The organism is Castellaniella sp. (assembly GCF_034674885.1).
Classification (GTDB): Bacteria; Pseudomonadota; Gammaproteobacteria; order Burkholderiales; family Burkholderiaceae_B; genus Castellaniella.
The window spans coordinates 44,313-58,819 of sequence record NZ_JAUCDS010000016.1 but is presented as its reverse complement, the minus strand read 5'-3'; the positions used below and the strand labels follow the sequence as shown (position 1 = coordinate 58,819).

Annotated in this window: 15 protein-coding genes; 4 read left to right on the top strand and 11 right to left on the bottom strand. The window is 66.3% G+C overall.

Translation table 11 applies throughout. The features are described 5' to 3' along the window. Nucleotides 1-22: 22 nt before the first annotated feature. From VDP74_RS10290 to alr, 9 genes are read right to left on the bottom strand one after another with little or no spacing between them, the layout of a single operon-like run. Nucleotides 23-838: an ABC transporter permease subunit gene (locus VDP74_RS10290; protein ID WP_322999535.1), complete on the bottom strand. Its 816-nt coding sequence runs from the start codon at nt 836-838 to the stop codon at nt 23-25. Continuing rightward, the gene (locus VDP74_RS10285) at nt 835-1,734 is read right to left on the bottom strand and encodes an ABC transporter permease subunit (protein WP_322999534.1); all 900 of its coding nucleotides are present in this window, start codon (nt 1,732-1,734) and stop codon (nt 835-837) included. The genes VDP74_RS10290 and VDP74_RS10285 overlap by 4 nt, the downstream gene beginning before the upstream one ends. Continuing rightward, on the bottom strand, nt 1,731-2,855 hold the full coding sequence (locus tag VDP74_RS10280) for an ABC transporter ATP-binding protein (protein WP_322999548.1): 1,125 nt from the start codon (nt 2,853-2,855) through the stop codon (nt 1,731-1,733). The genes VDP74_RS10285 and VDP74_RS10280 overlap by 4 nt, the downstream gene beginning before the upstream one ends. Before the next feature lie 5 nt (nt 2,856-2,860). Then, nucleotides 2,861-3,958 (bottom strand): polyamine ABC transporter substrate-binding protein, encoded by a 1,098-nt coding sequence (locus VDP74_RS10275; protein WP_322999533.1) that lies wholly within the window; start codon nt 3,956-3,958, stop codon nt 2,861-2,863. Nucleotides 3,959-4,017: 59 nt separating this feature from the next. Then, entirely contained in the window at nt 4,018-4,716 is a 699-nt protein-coding gene (locus VDP74_RS10270) for a 3-deoxy-D-manno-octulosonic acid kinase (RefSeq protein ID WP_322999532.1), read from the bottom strand. Beyond that, a complete protein-coding gene (locus VDP74_RS10265) occupies nt 4,713-5,498 on the bottom strand; it encodes a sulfite exporter TauE/SafE family protein (protein WP_322999531.1) in 786 nt (261 codons plus the stop codon). Before VDP74_RS10265 ends, VDP74_RS10270 begins: the two co-directional genes overlap by 4 nt. Before the next feature lie 12 nt (nt 5,499-5,510). Continuing rightward, nucleotides 5,511-6,866, bottom strand: a complete 1,356-nt coding sequence (gene radA, locus VDP74_RS10260) for a DNA repair protein RadA (RefSeq protein ID WP_322999530.1) — start codon at nt 6,864-6,866, stop codon at nt 5,511-5,513. Beyond that, entirely contained in the window at nt 6,866-7,582 is a 717-nt protein-coding gene (locus VDP74_RS10255; protein ID WP_322999529.1) for an SDR family oxidoreductase, read from the bottom strand. Before VDP74_RS10255 ends, radA begins: the two co-directional genes overlap by 1 nt. Nucleotides 7,583-7,603: 21 nt before the next feature. Continuing rightward, nucleotides 7,604-8,719: an alanine racemase gene (gene alr, locus VDP74_RS10250; RefSeq protein ID WP_322999528.1), complete on the bottom strand. Its 1,116-nt coding sequence runs from the start codon at nt 8,717-8,719 to the stop codon at nt 7,604-7,606. A 172-nt stretch (nt 8,720-8,891) separates the two neighbouring features. Between alr and hpnC the strand changes: the two genes are divergently transcribed. From hpnC to hpnE, 3 genes are read left to right on the top strand one after another with little or no spacing between them, the layout of a single operon-like run. Next, nucleotides 8,892-9,785: a squalene synthase HpnC gene (hpnC, locus tag VDP74_RS10245; protein WP_322999527.1), complete on the top strand. Its 894-nt coding sequence runs from the start codon at nt 8,892-8,894 to the stop codon at nt 9,783-9,785. Further along, nucleotides 9,775-10,638 carry a presqualene diphosphate synthase HpnD gene (gene hpnD / locus VDP74_RS10240; protein ID WP_322999526.1) on the top strand — a complete coding sequence of 288 codons (864 nt, stop codon included), beginning with the start codon at nt 9,775-9,777 and terminating at the stop codon, nt 10,636-10,638. Before hpnC ends, hpnD begins: the two co-directional genes overlap by 11 nt. Then, nucleotides 10,635-11,948 carry a hydroxysqualene dehydroxylase HpnE gene (hpnE, locus tag VDP74_RS10235; protein ID WP_322999525.1) on the top strand — a complete coding sequence of 438 codons (1,314 nt, stop codon included), beginning with the start codon at nt 10,635-10,637 and terminating at the stop codon, nt 11,946-11,948. The genes hpnD and hpnE overlap by 4 nt, the downstream gene beginning before the upstream one ends. Here the strand turns inward: hpnE and rocF are convergent. Next, on the bottom strand, nt 11,919-12,839 hold the full coding sequence (rocF, locus tag VDP74_RS10230) for an arginase (RefSeq protein ID WP_322999524.1): 921 nt from the start codon (nt 12,837-12,839) through the stop codon (nt 11,919-11,921). The genes hpnE and rocF overlap by 30 nt on opposite strands. A gap of 21 nt (nt 12,840-12,860) precedes the next feature. Continuing rightward, nucleotides 12,861-13,937 (bottom strand): ornithine cyclodeaminase, encoded by a 1,077-nt coding sequence (locus VDP74_RS10225; protein ID WP_322999523.1) that lies wholly within the window; start codon nt 13,935-13,937, stop codon nt 12,861-12,863. A 140-nt stretch (nt 13,938-14,077) separates the two neighbouring features. Here VDP74_RS10225 and VDP74_RS10220 point away from each other — a divergent pair, with 140 nt between their 5' ends. Next, nucleotides 14,078-14,503: an Lrp/AsnC family transcriptional regulator gene (locus VDP74_RS10220; RefSeq protein ID WP_322999547.1), complete on the top strand. Its 426-nt coding sequence runs from the start codon at nt 14,078-14,080 to the stop codon at nt 14,501-14,503. Nucleotides 14,504-14,507: the final 4 nt, after the last annotated feature.

Genomic DNA, 14,507 nt, shown 5'->3' with positions numbered 1-14,507 from the left:
GAATCCTGGTGGCGGTGTTCGACTAGCCCGCCGTCTGCCGCTTTGAGGCCTGGATCTGCATGCGGTTGAGCGCCACCACGATGATACCCACCAGCACCATGAACAAAGTCGCCAAGGCATTGATTTCCGGTTTCAGGCCCAGCCGCACGCGGGAAAAGACTTCCAGCGGCAACGTGGTATAGCCAGGCCCCGACAGGAAGGCGGCGATGACCACGTCATCCAGCGACAAGGTGAAGGCCAGCAGCCAGGCCGCAGCCAGGGCCGGAGCGATCAGCGGCAGCGTGATGACGAAGAACACCTTCAGCGGCGAGGCGCCCAGATCCAGGGCGGCCTCTTCCAGGGAACGGTCCAGGTCGCGCACGCGCGACTGGATGATGACCGCCACATAGGCCGTGCACAAGGTCACGTGTCCCACCCAGATGGTGAACATGCCGTTGCCGTCGGGCCAACCGGTGAACTTGGAGATCTCCACGAACATCAGCAGCAATGAAATACCCAGCACCACTTCCGGCATCACCAGCGGAGCGCTGAGCATGCCGACATACAGGCCAAAGCCTCGGAACCGTCCCATGCGAGCCAGCACGTAGCCCGCCCAGGTGCCAATGGCTACCGAGGCCGTCGCGGTCAACAGCGCGATCAGCAGGGACAGGCGCGCGGCCGACAGCAGGGCCTGGTCCTGGAAAAGCGACCGATACCAGCGCAGGGAAAATCCCGACCAGGAATTCATCAAGGTCGAGTCATTGAAGGAAAACACCATCAGGCAGGCGATGGGCACGTACAGAAAGCCATAGCCGATCACCAGCGACAGGAAACGGAACCAGGAGGACTGCCGCATCATCGATCCCGCCCGGCCAGTTGACGGGCCTGGTTGTACTGAAAGACCGACAGAGGCACGAGCAGGAGCAGCACCATGACGCAGGTCACGGCTGCGGCCATCGGCCAATCGGCGTTGTTGAAGAATTCATTCCACATGACGCGCCCCATCATCAGCGTATTGGCGCCCCCCAGCATTTCCGGAATCACGTATTCGCCTACCGAGGGAATGAACACCAGCATGGCCCCCGCAATCACGCCCGGCATGGACAGTGGCAGCGTGATCTGGATGAAAGCCTGCCAGGGCTTGGCCCCTAGGTCGCAGGCCGCTTCCAGCAGGCGGCCGTCAAGCTTCACCAGGTTGGCGTACAGCGGCAGGATGAAAAAGGGCAGATAGGCATAGACCAGGCCGATGTAGACCGCCAGATCCGTGCGGTAGATCTCCAGTGGCGCATCGATCAGACCCAGGCTCAGCAGCAGGTGATTCAGCAGCCCGTCATTGCGCAGGATGCCGACCCAGGCATAGACCCGCAGCAACAGCGAAGTCCAGAACGGCAGGATCACCCCGAGCAGCAGCAGATTGCGAACTTCCGGGCGCGACCGGGCGATGTGATAGGCCATGGGATAGCCGATCAGGGCGCAGCACAGCGTCGTGACCAGGGCCATCTTGACCGAATTCAGGTAGACCGCCGCATACAGGCTGTCGGTGAACAGCAGCACGTAGCCGCGCAGGTGCAGCGCCAGCGACAGGGTCTGGTCCTGCAGCGTGGCGATCGGCAGATACGGCGGGATGCCGAACTGCAGGTCCGAGAAACTGATCTTCAGGACCAGCAGGAACGGCACCAGCAGGAACAGGGCCAGCCAGCCAAAGGGCACGGCGATGGCCCACTGGCGAGCGCTGGGGCGACGGCTGAGGTTCATGAGGCCAGCACCATGCCGGCATCATGGGACCAGGTGACGTAGACCTCTTCGTCCACGCCCGGCGCATCGGACTGGCTCCAGTCCAGGCTGGGCACACTGGCCTCGATGGTCTGGCCGGCGTCCAGGCGGATCTGGTAGCGGGCATAGCTGCCCATCCAGGCGACGTGCGACACCATGCCGTGGCCCCAATTGGATTCGGCCTCCGGCGCCTGGCGGCCAACGCGGATCTGTTCCGGCCGGATGGAGACGTGGACTTCCATGCCCAGAGGCTCGCTGATGCCGTGGCTGACGTACAGCGGGCGCGTCAGGGCGTCGCTTTCGATCAGCACGTGATCGGGTTCGTCGACCACGATGGTGCCGGTGAAGAGATTGGTCGAGCCGATGAAGCCCGCCACGAATCGGGTGCTGGGGAAGGTATAGACGTCGTGCGGCGTGCCGCACTGCACGATCTGGCCTTCGGTCATGACGGCCAGGCGGCTGGCCATGGTCATGGCTTCTTCCTGATCGTGCGTCACCATGATGCAGGTGACGCCCACCTGGTCCAGGATCTTCACCAGTTCGATCTGCGTGGCCTGACGGATCTGCTTGTCCAGGGCGGACATGGGTTCGTCGAGCAGCAGCAATTTGGGGCGTTTCACCAGGCTGCGGGCCAGGGCGACGCGCTGCTGCTGGCCGCCGGACAGCTGGTGCGGCTTGCGCCGCGCGTAGCCGGCCATCTGCACCAGATCCAGGGCCTCGAAGACACGCTCGTGGATCTCGGAACGCGGCACGCCTTCCTGTTTCAGGCCGAAGGCGACGTTGGCCTCGACCGTCATGTGCGGAAACAGGGCGTAGGACTGGAACATCATGTTCACCGGCCGCCGATGCGGCGGCAGGCCGGTGATGTCCTCGTCGTCCAGGATGATGCGCCCGGACGTGGGTTCCTCGAAACCCGCCAGCATGCGCAGCAGCGTCGATTTGCCGCAGCCCGAACTGCCCAGCAGGGCGAAGATCTCGTGGCGGCGCACGGACAGGCTGACGGACTGCACCGCCACCGTATCGCCGAAGATCTTGACGACTTCCTCCATGCGCACGAAGTCGTCGGCCTCGCCCTGGCGAGGCATGCCGCGCGGGTCCTGCATGGTCATCAGCGTCCGGTCTTCAGCTGGGCCCACATCTGCGTCTGCAGGCGCAGGATGTTCATGGGCTGGGGCTTGATGACGAACAGCGTGCGGGACACGTCCGCCGGGGGATAGATCATGGGGTTGTCGGCGACTTCCTTGACCACGTACTTCCGGGCCTCTTTGTTGGCATTCGGATAGAACATGGTGTTGGTAATAGCCGCGTGCACCTGCGGGGTCTCGATGTAGTTGATGAAGGCGTGGGCCTCGTCCACGTGTTCGGCGCTCTTGGGGATGGCCATGGTGTCGAACCAGACCGGCGCGCCGCCATCGGGAATGTAATAGTCGATAGCGTAGGATTTCTTCGCCTCGCGAGCGCGCGCCGAAGCGATCATCACGTCGCCCGAAAAGCCATACACCATGCACAGGCCGCCCGAGGCGAGTTCATCGATATAGCCGGAGGAGCTGAACTGGCGGATATAGGGGCGGATGGTCTTCAGCAGCGCCAGCGCGGCCTCGTAGTCCTTGGGGTCGCTGCTGTTGGGATCCTTGCCCAGATAATGCAGCACAGCCGGAAAGACCTGGGCTGCCTCGTCCAGCATGGAAATGCCGCAGGACTGGAGTTTGGCCGCGTTTTCGGGCTTGAAGAGCATGTCCCAGGAATTCAGGGGCGCATCGTCGCCCATGACCTCGCGCACCTGGGTCACGTTGTAGCCCAGGCCATTGGTGCCATAGCCCCAGGGCACCAGGTACTGGTTGCCGGGATCGACCGTGGCGACCAGCGCCATCAGGTCGGGGTCCAGATACTGCCAGTTCGGGATCTTCGAGCGATCCAGTTTCTGGAATAGACCACCCTGGACCTGACGGGCCGCATAGTGCGTGGACGGCACGACCACGTCGTAGCCGGACTTGCCGGTCAGCAGTTTGGCCTGCAGGGTGTCGTTGGTATCGTAGACGTCGTAGCGGATCTTGATGCCGGTGGTCTTTTCAAAACCGGACAGCGTATCGGGCGCTGTGTATTCGGCCCAGTTGTAGACGTTGACGACGCGATCCTGGGCGTGCGCCGGCACGGCTGCAATCAGCGCGGCGGCGGCCAACAGGGTATGAACGGTGCCGATTTTCATGGCAAGGTCCCCATAGAAAGGTCATATAAGGGGATCACCAGGCCCGGATCACGCTGCTTTCAGGCAGACAATTGCTGATAAGCCCCGTCCAGTGCATCCCACCACTGCGCTCCGCGCGCGCCGGCTACCTTAACCAAAGACCGTCGCAGACGCAACAGGTTTTTGCTCCGCTGTCTCCCGGACACTACACCCAGGCGGGCGCGATCGAAATCAATCAGCCAGACCCGGCCCTGATCATCGAACAGAATGTTGTAGGCATTCAGGTCGGCATGCCAGACCCCTGCCGCATGCATGGCGTGGATCGCCCGCGCCACGCCATGCGGATCTGCCTGGTCCAGCACGCCGGCCAGCGCCCGTGCGCCCGGGATCCGGGCGATCAGAATGGCGTTGCGGTAATGCAAGCCGGTGCGCCAGTAGGCAGCTGCCAGGGGTTCGGGCACCCGCAGACCGGCCGACCTCAGGTGGGCCAGCGCACGGACCTCCGCCCAGGCACGCACCTGGGCTTCCCCCAGCCAGAAATACGTGTCGCGCCCCAGGCGCGCACGCAATCCGCCGCGACGGTAATGCCGCAAGACCGCAGCGCCGTGATCGCCCTCGACGAACCAGGCTGCCTGCCGACCGCCCTCGCCCACGGCAACGGCGCCGGGGCGCTGCGGGTCGAACCAGTCAGCCCTGGCTGCGCCCGCCAGGCGCTCGGGCACGCACAGCGCGCCGCCTGGCAGCGGACGACGCGTCCAACCGGCGGGCAGCGCCGTCATGCCGGCCCCCGAGCCAGCAGCAGCGCCATGATGAGCAGCAGCATGCAGGCAAAGATGAGCTTGAGCCGCGCCTCGGGCAAGGCATAGGCCAGGCGCACGCCGTATGGCACGCACAGCAGGCTGCCCAGGGCCAGCGGAATCCCCACCAGGCCGTGGGCCTGTCCGTGCCACGCGTAGGTGGCCAGGGCTACCACCGTTCCCGGCACGATCATGGTCAGGGCCAGGGCCTGCGCCGAGGTCTGGCGTAGATGGAACAGCGTCGTCATCAGGGGCACGGCCAGGACCGAGCCCCCCACACCGAAGACCCCTCCGGTCAGGCCCGCGAAAATACCCACCCCGAAATACCACAAGCGGCGCACCTCGCCGACCTCGTGGAAATGACTGGCCGGCCTCGTACGGGCCTTGCGGCCCAGGCTTTCGCGAAAATAGAACAGGGCGATCAGGAAGACAAAGCCGGCATAGATGCGGCGCAGCAGCCAGGGATCGATGCCCAGGGCGATCTGCGCGCCGATCCAGGTGAAGACGATGGACCCCGCCGCCCCCGCCCCCGCCGAACGCAGGTCGATGGGGGACCGCTGGTGGTATTTGCGCACGGTCAGCAGCACGGCCGGCAGCACCATGATCAGGGCCGTGCCCTGGGCAGCCTGCTGCTCGTACCCCAGGATCAGGCCCAGCAGAGGAATGGCGAACAGCCCGCCACCGATTCCCAACACTCCGCCGGAAAACCCGATGACGCCGCCGACTGCCAGGCACGCCGGGATCAACCACAAACTTTCAGACATCCAAACAACCTTTCAACGCAACACGCTGAGCACGTCTTCGACACGATCCACCGCCTGGATCTCCAGCCCTTCGATAGGCTGACGCGGGAGGTTGGCTCTGGGCACGATGGCGCGACCGAACCCCAGTTTGGCTGCCTCGCGCAGGCGTTCCTGACCGCGTGGCGCCGGGCGGATTTCCCCGGCCAGGCCGACTTCGCCGAAAGCCAGCAGGCCTTCCGGCAAGGGCTGATCCCGCATCGACGACAGAATGGCCAAGGCTACGGCCAGATCAGCGGCGGGTTCCATGATGCGCACCCCGCCTACGGCGTTGACGAACACGTCCTGGTCGAAGGTCGCCACCCCGGCATGGCGGTGCAGCACGGCCAGCAGCATCGCCAGGCGGCTGCTTTCCAGGCCCACCGACAGGCGCCGGGGGTTGGGCACATGCGCCGTGTCCACCAGGGCCTGGACTTCGACCAGCAGCGGGCGCGTGCCTTCCTGGGTGGCCATCACGCAAGACCCGGCCACCTGGCGCGCATGGCCGGCCAGAAACAGCGCCGACGGGTTGCTGACCCCGCGCAGGCCCCGGTCGGTCATGGCGAACACGCCCAGTTCGTTGACGGCGCCAAAGCGGTTCTTGATGGCGCGCACTAAGCGGAACGAGGAATGGGTGTCGCCTTCGAAATACAGCACGGTGTCGACGATGTGTTCCAGCACGCGGGGGCCGGCCAGCGCGCCGTCCTTGGTCACATGACCGATCAGGATGAGCGTCACGCCGGTCTGTTTGGCCACTCGGGTCAACTGGGCGGCGCATTCGCGCACCTGAGACACCGAACCGGGCGCGGCCGTCAGGTCGCCGGAATACAGCGTCTGGATCGAGTCGATCACCGCGACTCCAGGCCGGCGTTCGATCAGGGCCCCCGTGATCTGTTCCAGGCGGATTTCCGCCAACAGGTCGACGGCATCGCCCGACACACCCAGGCGCTGGGCGCGCAAGGCCACCTGTTCGGCGGATTCCTCGCCCGTGACGTACAGCACCGAGCCACGTTCCGACAGGCTGGCCAAGGCCTGCAGCAGCAACGTCGACTTGCCGATCCCCGGATCGCCGCCGATCAGTACGACGGCGCCCGCCACCAGGCCGCCGCCCAGCACGCGGTCGAATTCTTCGATCCCGGTGGGATTGCGGGCCTGCTCCCGGGCCTCGATGTCGGCCAGGCGACGCACCGGCGCGGATGCCGCCAGAGGCGCAAAGCGGTGCGTGGCGGATGCGGCCGGTTCACGGGATTCCTGCAGCGTGTTCCAGGCCCCGCAGTGGGGGCAGCGGCCTTCCCATTTGGCCGTCGTGCCACCACAATCCGTGCAGAGGAACAGGGTCCGGGCCTTGGCCATCAGCGGCCCGCCAGGCTGCCGCCACCGTCCACGCCCAGTTCCTGTCCCGTGATGAAGGCGGCCTCGTCGCTCAACAGAAACACTACGGCGGCGGCAACTTCATCGGCCTGGGCCAGGCGGCCCAGGGGAATGGTGGACAACACGGCGCGTTCGGCCTCGCTGCCGACCGGGCATTCGACCCGGAAGGACCCTGTTTCCACCGGCCCCGGGGACACCGCATTGACCGTGACGCCGTAGGGGGCCAGTTCCAGGGCCCAGGTGCGGGTGCAGCCCAGCAGCGCGCTTTTCGCGGCCGAGTAGCTGGTGTGCCCCACCGAACCGTAGACGGCCCGGCTGCAGAGATTGACGATGCGGCCAGCCTTGCGGGCCTTCATGCCCGGCACGAAGGCCTGGACGGCCTGGACGGCCACGCGCACGTTCAGGTCGAAGGACTGGTAGAGCGATGCCAGATCAACCTCGCCCAGGGGTTCCGGCATGACCGGCCCCACGCAGTTCACCACCGCATCGACGGGATATTTTTCACGGATCACCCGCAGCAGTTCTTCGGTTTCGCCCGCGCTCGCCAGGTCGCAGGCATAGAGGTAACCCGGGAAGTCGATGTCCGCCGTGTGACGGGCCATGCCCACCACGTGGCAGCCCTGATCAGCCAGCCTCTGGCTGACGGCCCAGCCGATGCCTTTGGTCGCGCCCGTGACGAGCACACAGCTATTTTTCATGGAGGGTCCTTGAAAGGGACTTCACAGTTCGCGGCGCGGCACCCGCGGTGCCACCGCACACAGAAGTTCGTAGCCGATGGTACCGCAGGACAGCGCGACCTCGTCTACCGATGGCCCGCCCTGGCCCCACAGGACGACGGGCGCCCCAACCCCGGCAGCGGGGACGGGCTCCAGATCCACGGCCAGCATGTCCATGGATACCCGGCCCACCAGCCGGGTGCGCACCCCAGCCACCGTGACCGGCGTACCCGTGGCCGCATGACGCGGATAGCCGTCGGCATATCCGCAGGCCACGATGCCGACGCGCATGGCTCGCGGGGCGCGGAAAACCTGCCCGTACCCGACTGCCCCGCCCTCTGGCACGGTATGCACGCTGATCAGCCGCGCGCTGAGGGTCATGGCTGGCTGCAGGCCGAAGGTATCGGCCGGCTGGTCGGCAAAGGGCGACGCACCGTACAGGCAGATGCCCGGCCGCACCCATTGTTCGCCATCCGCCACGCCGGCCGAGAACCCGGGAGTCAGGGTCGCGGCCGAATTGCAGACACTGACCGCGCCCGGCAAGCCTCGTGTCACCGTCCGGAAACAATCCAGCTGCGCCTGCGTGACGGCCGCGTCGTCGTCCGCCCGCGCGAAATGAGTCATTTTGCCAACCGAGCCCAGCACGCCCAGCGTCTGCAGCGCCCGGGCGCGAGCATAGGCATCCGCATATTCATCCGGCTGGAAACCCAGGCGATGCATGCCTGTATTCAGTTTCACGAAAGCATCGATCGGCGCGCGGACCAGGCCTGCTTCCAGCATGTCGAGCTGTTCCGCGCAATGGATCGCGGTGCTGATGCGATAATGGGACAGGATGTCCAGATCGGCAGGCTCGAAAAAACCCTCGAGCAGCAGAATCGGCCCCGTCCAGCCCAACTCGCGGCAACGCACGGCCTCGTCCAGATCCAGCATTGCCAGGCCGTCGGCCTGGGCGAACCCGCGCACCGCCGCAGCGATCCCATGGCCGTAGCCGTGCGACTTCATGACGGCCCAGATCGATGCAGAAGCCCCGGCCGCATCCCGGGCCAGGCGTTGCGCCACCACGTGCAGGTTGTGCGCAAGTACATTCGTATCGATGGTCGCCAGAATTGGACGCGGCATGGGATCCTCAAGAAACAGAAAAAGCGGGGCATCCGAGCCTCGCTGACTTAGGGAACCTCTGCACAAGCCTCACGCCGCAGCGCCCGCTTACCGTGAGGCTTGTGCAGAGGTTCCCTGGGCTGATCGCCCGTTCAGGCCGGTTTCCGGCCGAGGCTCAGTATACTGCCGGATCATGGCTGTCGATCACTACGAGAACTTCCCTGTCGCCTCGATTCTGCTGCCGGCGCGCTTGCGGCCGGCGGTGCGCAACCTGTACGCCTTCGCGCGGGGCGCCGACGATCTGGCTGACGAAGGCGACGCCGAACCCGCCGCCCGTCAGGCCGCGCTGGAGTCCTGGCGATCCGCCATCCGGGACCTGGGCGCCCATCGCGCCATCCGCACTCCGCTGTCCACACCCGACAGGATCCTGTTCGAGCGGCTGGGGCAAACCATCACCGAGCACCAGTTGCCCATCCAGCCGTTCCTGGACCTTCTGTCGGCCTTCCTGCAGGACCTGACCGTCACCACGTATGCGGACGAACGGGCCCTGATGGACTACTGCCGCCGCTCGGCCAACCCGGTGGGCCGGCTGATGCTGCATCTGTTCGGCGCCACCACCGCGCAAGACCTGGAACAATCCGACGCCATCTGCACCGGCCTGCAGCGCGTGAATTTCTGCCAGGATGTGGCCGTGGACCAGACCAAGGGCCGCTGCTACATCCCCCTGGACTGCCTGGCCCGCCACGAAGTCACGCTGCCCGCCCTGGCCGACCTGTGCCGATCACGGCCGTCCCAGGCGCCAGCCGCCTGGCGGGCCGTCGCACAGGAACAGATTGAACAGGCGCGCCGCCTGCTGATGGCCGGCAGCCCCCTGGCCTGGCGCCTGCCCGGGCGCTTCGGCTGGGAACTGCGCCTGGTCGTCCACGGCGGCCTGCGCATCCTGGAAAAGCTCGAAAGCGGCGGCGACAACCCTTATGCCAACCGGCCCATCCTGACCCGGCGCGACGGCTTCCTGCTATGCTGGCGCGCATTCTGCCGGCCCCGCCCACGCCCGGCCACCGCCCTGCCCCTTCATCATGAGTCCTGACGAATACTGCCAGCACAAGGCCGCCCAAAGCGGTTCAAGCTTCTATTATTCCTTTCTGTTCCTGCCCCCCGATCGACGGCGGGCCATCACGGCCCTGTACGCCTTCTGTCGCGAGGTCGACGACATCGTCGACGAGGTCAGCGAGGCATCCGTCGCCCGCATGAAACTGGCCTGGTGGCGCGGCCAGGTGGATCAGATGTTCAACGGCGCCCCGGATCATCCGGTAGCCATCGCCCTGCAGCCCCACCTGGAGTCCTGCCGCCTGCGCCCGGACCCGTTCTACGCCATCATCGAAGGCATGGAAATGGACCTGGACCAGTTCCGCTATGCCGACTGGGAAGCCCTGCGCCAGTACTGCTGGCGGGCCGCCGGGGTGGTGGGGGACCTGTCGGCCAGCATCTTCGGCTACACCGATCCGCGCACGCTGGAATATGCCGAGACCCTGGGCCTGGCCTTCCAGATGACCAACATCATCCGCGACGTGGGTGACGACGCCCGACGCGGCCGCATCTACCTGCCGGCCGACGACATGGCGCAGCACGGCGTCACGGTCGACGATGTGCTGGACGGACGCCATACGGACGGCTTTACCGCGCTGATGCGCCAGCAGACTCAGCGTGCCCGCGACCTGTACCGGGACGCCATGCGCCTGCTGCCCGACGCCGACCGCCGCGCCCAGCGCCCGGGCCTGATGATGGCCGCCATCTACCACACGCTGCTGGACGAGATCGAACGCGACGGCTGGCACGTGCTGAACCAGCGCATGGCCCTGACGCCCATCCGCAAGTTCTGGCTGGCCTGGAAGGTCTGGGTCAGCGGCGGCCAGGGGCTGGTACGCCGCCTGGCGAAATGAAGGTCGCCGTCATCGGGGCAGGCTGGGCCGGTCTGGCAGCCGCCGTGCATCTGCGTCGCGCCGGATGCCAGGTGCAGGTTTTCGAGGCCGCCGCGCAGGCGGGCGGCCGAGCCCGGCCGGTGACACACCCCGGGCTGGGCCTGACGACCGACAACGGTCAGCACATCCTGCTGGGCGCCTACCGCGATACGCTGGCCCTGATGCGTTCCCTGGGCGTGGACCCGGACGAGGCCTGCCTCATCCAGCCGCTGAAGCTGCAATCGGCCGACGGCAGCCTGCGCCTGGGATTCTGGCCGCTGCCCGCGCCAGCTCACCGCCTGGGAGCGCTGTTTGGCAGCCGGGGATTGTCAGGCTGGCCGGGCCGCCGGCACCTGGAGCGCGTGCTGCGCTCCCTGGACCCGGAACCGATCGACGCGACGCAGACAGCCGCCGACTGGCTGCGGCAGTTGGGCTGCCCGCCGCTCTTGCTGGAACGCCTGTGGGGGCCGCTGTGCCTGGCGGCAACGAACACTTCGCTGGACCAGGCCGACGCCCGCCTGCTGGCCTGCATCCTGCAAGACAGCCTGGCCGCAGGCGCAGCCGCCAGCCGAACGATCATCCCTCGGGGACAGCTGCATGATCTCTGGCCAAAGCAGGCCTGCCAGCTGCTGGGCAAAGACCTGCGGCGGCAGCGGGTGCGCGCCATCACCCCCGCACCGGCCGGCGGCTGGCATGTGGATGACGAGCCCTGCGACCAGGTGATCCTGGCCATCCCGCAGCCCGAAGCCTGGCGCCTGCTGGCCTCCTTGCCCGATGCCGTACCCTATCTGGCCGCCTGGCCGACGCTGCGGCACGCTGCAATCGGCACGGTCAGCCTGAGGCTGAGCCGGCCCTGGGAATCAGGACAAGCCATGACGCTGCTGTGGGACGATCCCGCACATCACGCCTGGGGGCAATGGCTGTTCGATCACAGCGCCATCAGCACGGATCCGGCAGACCGCTGCTTGCTTCACATCGTCATCGGGGCAGCTGACCGCTACGCCGGTCAGGGCACGGACCGGATCATCGCCGGCACGATAGCGCAGATCCGCGCCCAGGCGCCCCGTCCCCTGCCCCCCATCGAGGCGCAGATCCTGATCACGGAAAAGCGGGCGACCTTCGATGTCACCCCGAACCTGCGGCGGCCCGGCCCTGCTACCCCCTGGCCTGGCCTGCTGCTGGCTGGCGACTGGACGGACACAGGCTACCCGGCGGTGCTGGAAGGCGCGGTGCGCAGCGGCCTGAAAGCAGCGAAACAGGCGTTAATCGCGCCCGCGCCGGATCAACGTTGATTGGCCAAACAGGCTTTCAACCAATTCCACCGCGACTTTGGCCGTGCCGTTGCGCACGTCCAGGGCGGGATTGAGCTCGACGATGTCCACCGACCCTACCTGTCCCGTATCCGCCAGCATTTCCATGCAGAGCTGAGCCTCACGCCAGGTCGGCCCGCCGCGCACCGTGGTGCCCACCCCCGGTGCATAATCCGGGTCCAGAAAATCCACGTCGAAACTCACGTGGATGTGCGCCTGCGGCGCAAGGCCGTCCAGGGCGGCCTCCATCACGGCCCGCATGCCCCGTTCGTCGATGGTGCGCATGTCGTAGACGTCCAGCCCCTGCTCATGCACGAATCGACGCTCGCCGGCGTCCACGCTGCGGATGCCGACCATGCGCAAGTCATCCACTCGCAGCGCAGGGGACGGCCCGCCCAGCTCCGTCAGTTCGCGCGGGCCGAAACCGCACAGGCAGGCCACCGGCATGCCATGCACGTTGCCGCTGGGACTGAGCTGCGCGGTGTTGAAATCAGTATGGGCATCCAGCCAGAAGACCCGCACAGGCCGATCCTGACGTCGGCAATGGCGCGCGACGGCACCGACCGACCCCAGCCCCAGGCAGTGATCGCCACCCAGCAGCATGGGCAGGCGGCCCTGTTCGAGTTCGGCGGACACAGCCTGGAATACCTGCGCGTTCCACTCCACCACCTGTTCCAGGTGACGATAGCCCTGCACGGGTGCCTGCCAGGGGTTGCCCGGCCCGGACAGATCTCCTGCGTCGATGACCTCGAAGCCCTGTCTGCGCAAGGCCCGATCAATCCCCGCAACCCGCAGGGCCTGGGGACCCATCGAGGCGCCCCGGGCGCCGGCCCCGATGTCCGTCGGCGCGCCGATCAATGTCACCGTCTTCATGTTCGCCCTTATGCCACGAATTCAGGCCGGAACCGATGCGAAGCGCTCGCGCGCCAGCATCCAGCCATACAAATCGCGCGGATCGTCCTGATCGGGAACGATCTCTACCCAGCGACCCACGCCGTGCTGTGTTGCGGCCGCCTGCAGGAACGATAGAGCGCAATAGTCTTCCAGTGCAAACCCGACCGAATCGAACAGCGTCACTTGTCGCTCGTCCACGCGGCCAGGCGCCTGCCCCGCCAGCACCTGCCACAGCTCGGTCACGGGGAAATCCGCTGCCATCTGCTGGATTTCGCCTTCCTTGCGCGTTTGCGGCGGAAATTCCACGAAGACGGATGCGCGCGGCAAAATGGCCGGATCCAGCTCGGTCTTGCCAGGAGAATCGCCGCCCACGGCATTCAGATGCACACCGGGTTCCAGCAAATCGGCCGTCAGGACCCGAGCGGCCCCCTGCCAGGCCGTCACAGTCGTGACGACGTCGGCCCCACGTACTGCCTGGGCCAGAGAATCGCAAACCCGAACCTGCAGCCTGTCCAGGCCGCTGGCTGCCAGATTGCGTTGCAAGCGCACCGATGCAGAGCGGTCCACGTCGTACAGGCGCAGGTCGCGGATGCCCAGCAGCGCGTGAAAGGCGATGGCCTGGAAATCGCTTTGCGCGCCGTTGCCGATCAAGGCCATGGAACGGCTGCCGGGCCGCGCCAGGGCCTGCGCCGCCAGTGCCGAGGTCGCCGCCGTACGCAAAGCCGTGGTCAGTGTCAATTCGCTGAGCAGGCGCACCCTGCCGGTATCGCAATCCAGCAAGGCCCCCATGGCCATCACGGTCGGCAGGCCCACCGCGCCGTTGCCTGGGTGGCCATTGACGCATTTGAAGCTGTAGGCATGGCCATCGGTGATCGGCATCAATTCGATCACCCCCTGCGGGGAATACGTAGCGATCCGGGCAGCCTTGTCGAAATCCGGCCAGCGCAGATACTCCATCCGCAGACGGTCGGTCAGCAGGCGCAGCGCCGCAGGCAGGCCCAGCAGCCCCAGCAGGCGAGCAACGTCGGGGGTATCCAGAAACAGGGTCCTGGCGTGATTGATCCGGGTCGCGGTCATGTTCGTCTCCTGGAAATATTTGACCTGTTCCCAGTGTGTCTGAAGCTGCCGCCAATGACTATCGTCAGAAATGCATCACTTTCGACATAAAATCATCAAAATGATCAGCCGAGAAGAACATAATGCCCAAAGACATCGCCATTGACTCCACCGATCAGCATCTGATCCGCCTGCTGCGGGCCAATGCCCGTGCCAGCGTCGCTACGCTGGCACGGCGCCTGGGGGTGGCGCGCGGCACGGTGACGCAGCGCATGCGCCGCCTGGAAGACGCGGGCCTGATCGTGGGGTACACGGTGCGCCTGCGCCCGGACGTGCAGCCGCAGGCGATCCACGCCTGGATGAGCATCACGGTGGACGGCAACGAAGCGCGCACCGTGATCGCCAGCCTGCTGGGAGAACCGGGGGTGGCCGCCCTGCACGACACCAACGGTCGCTGGGACCTGCTGGCCGAACTGCGCGTGGCAGACCTGCAGGAACTGTCGCAGGTGCTGGAACGCGTACGACTGATCCGGGGGATCAGCCAGTCGGAAACCAGCCTGCACCTGCAGACGTACCGGGCAGCGTGATCTT

Coding starts and splice junctions, on each gene's coding strand:
- VDP74_RS10290 (WP_322999535.1), bottom strand. CDS start 838: ATGATGCGGCAGTCCTCCTGGTTCCGTTTCCTGTCGCTGGTGATCGGC.
- VDP74_RS10285 (WP_322999534.1), bottom strand. CDS start 1,734: ATGAACCTCAGCCGTCGCCCCAGCGCTCGCCAGTGGGCCATCGCCGTG.
- VDP74_RS10280 (WP_322999548.1), bottom strand. CDS start 2,855: ATGCAGGACCCGCGCGGCATGCCTCGCCAGGGCGAGGCCGACGACTTC.
- VDP74_RS10275 (WP_322999533.1), bottom strand. CDS start 3,958: ATGAAAATCGGCACCGTTCATACCCTGTTGGCCGCCGCCGCGCTGATT.
- VDP74_RS10270 (WP_322999532.1), bottom strand. CDS start 4,716: ATGACGGCGCTGCCCGCCGGTTGGACGCGTCGTCCGCTGCCAGGCGGC.
- VDP74_RS10265 (WP_322999531.1), bottom strand. CDS start 5,498: ATGTCTGAAAGTTTGTGGTTGATCCCGGCGTGCCTGGCAGTCGGCGGC.
- radA (WP_322999530.1), bottom strand. CDS start 6,866: ATGGCCAAGGCCCGGACCCTGTTCCTCTGCACGGATTGTGGTGGCACG.
- VDP74_RS10255 (WP_322999529.1), bottom strand. CDS start 7,582: ATGAAAAATAGCTGTGTGCTCGTCACGGGCGCGACCAAAGGCATCGGC.
- alr (WP_322999528.1), bottom strand. CDS start 8,719: ATGCCGCGTCCAATTCTGGCGACCATCGATACGAATGTACTTGCGCAC.
- hpnC (WP_322999527.1), top strand. CDS start 8,892: ATGGCTGTCGATCACTACGAGAACTTCCCTGTCGCCTCGATTCTGCTG.
- hpnD (WP_322999526.1), top strand. CDS start 9,775: ATGAGTCCTGACGAATACTGCCAGCACAAGGCCGCCCAAAGCGGTTCA.
- hpnE (WP_322999525.1), top strand. CDS start 10,635: ATGAAGGTCGCCGTCATCGGGGCAGGCTGGGCCGGTCTGGCAGCCGCC.
- rocF (WP_322999524.1), bottom strand. CDS start 12,839: ATGAAGACGGTGACATTGATCGGCGCGCCGACGGACATCGGGGCCGGC.
- VDP74_RS10225 (WP_322999523.1), bottom strand. CDS start 13,937: ATGACCGCGACCCGGATCAATCACGCCAGGACCCTGTTTCTGGATACC.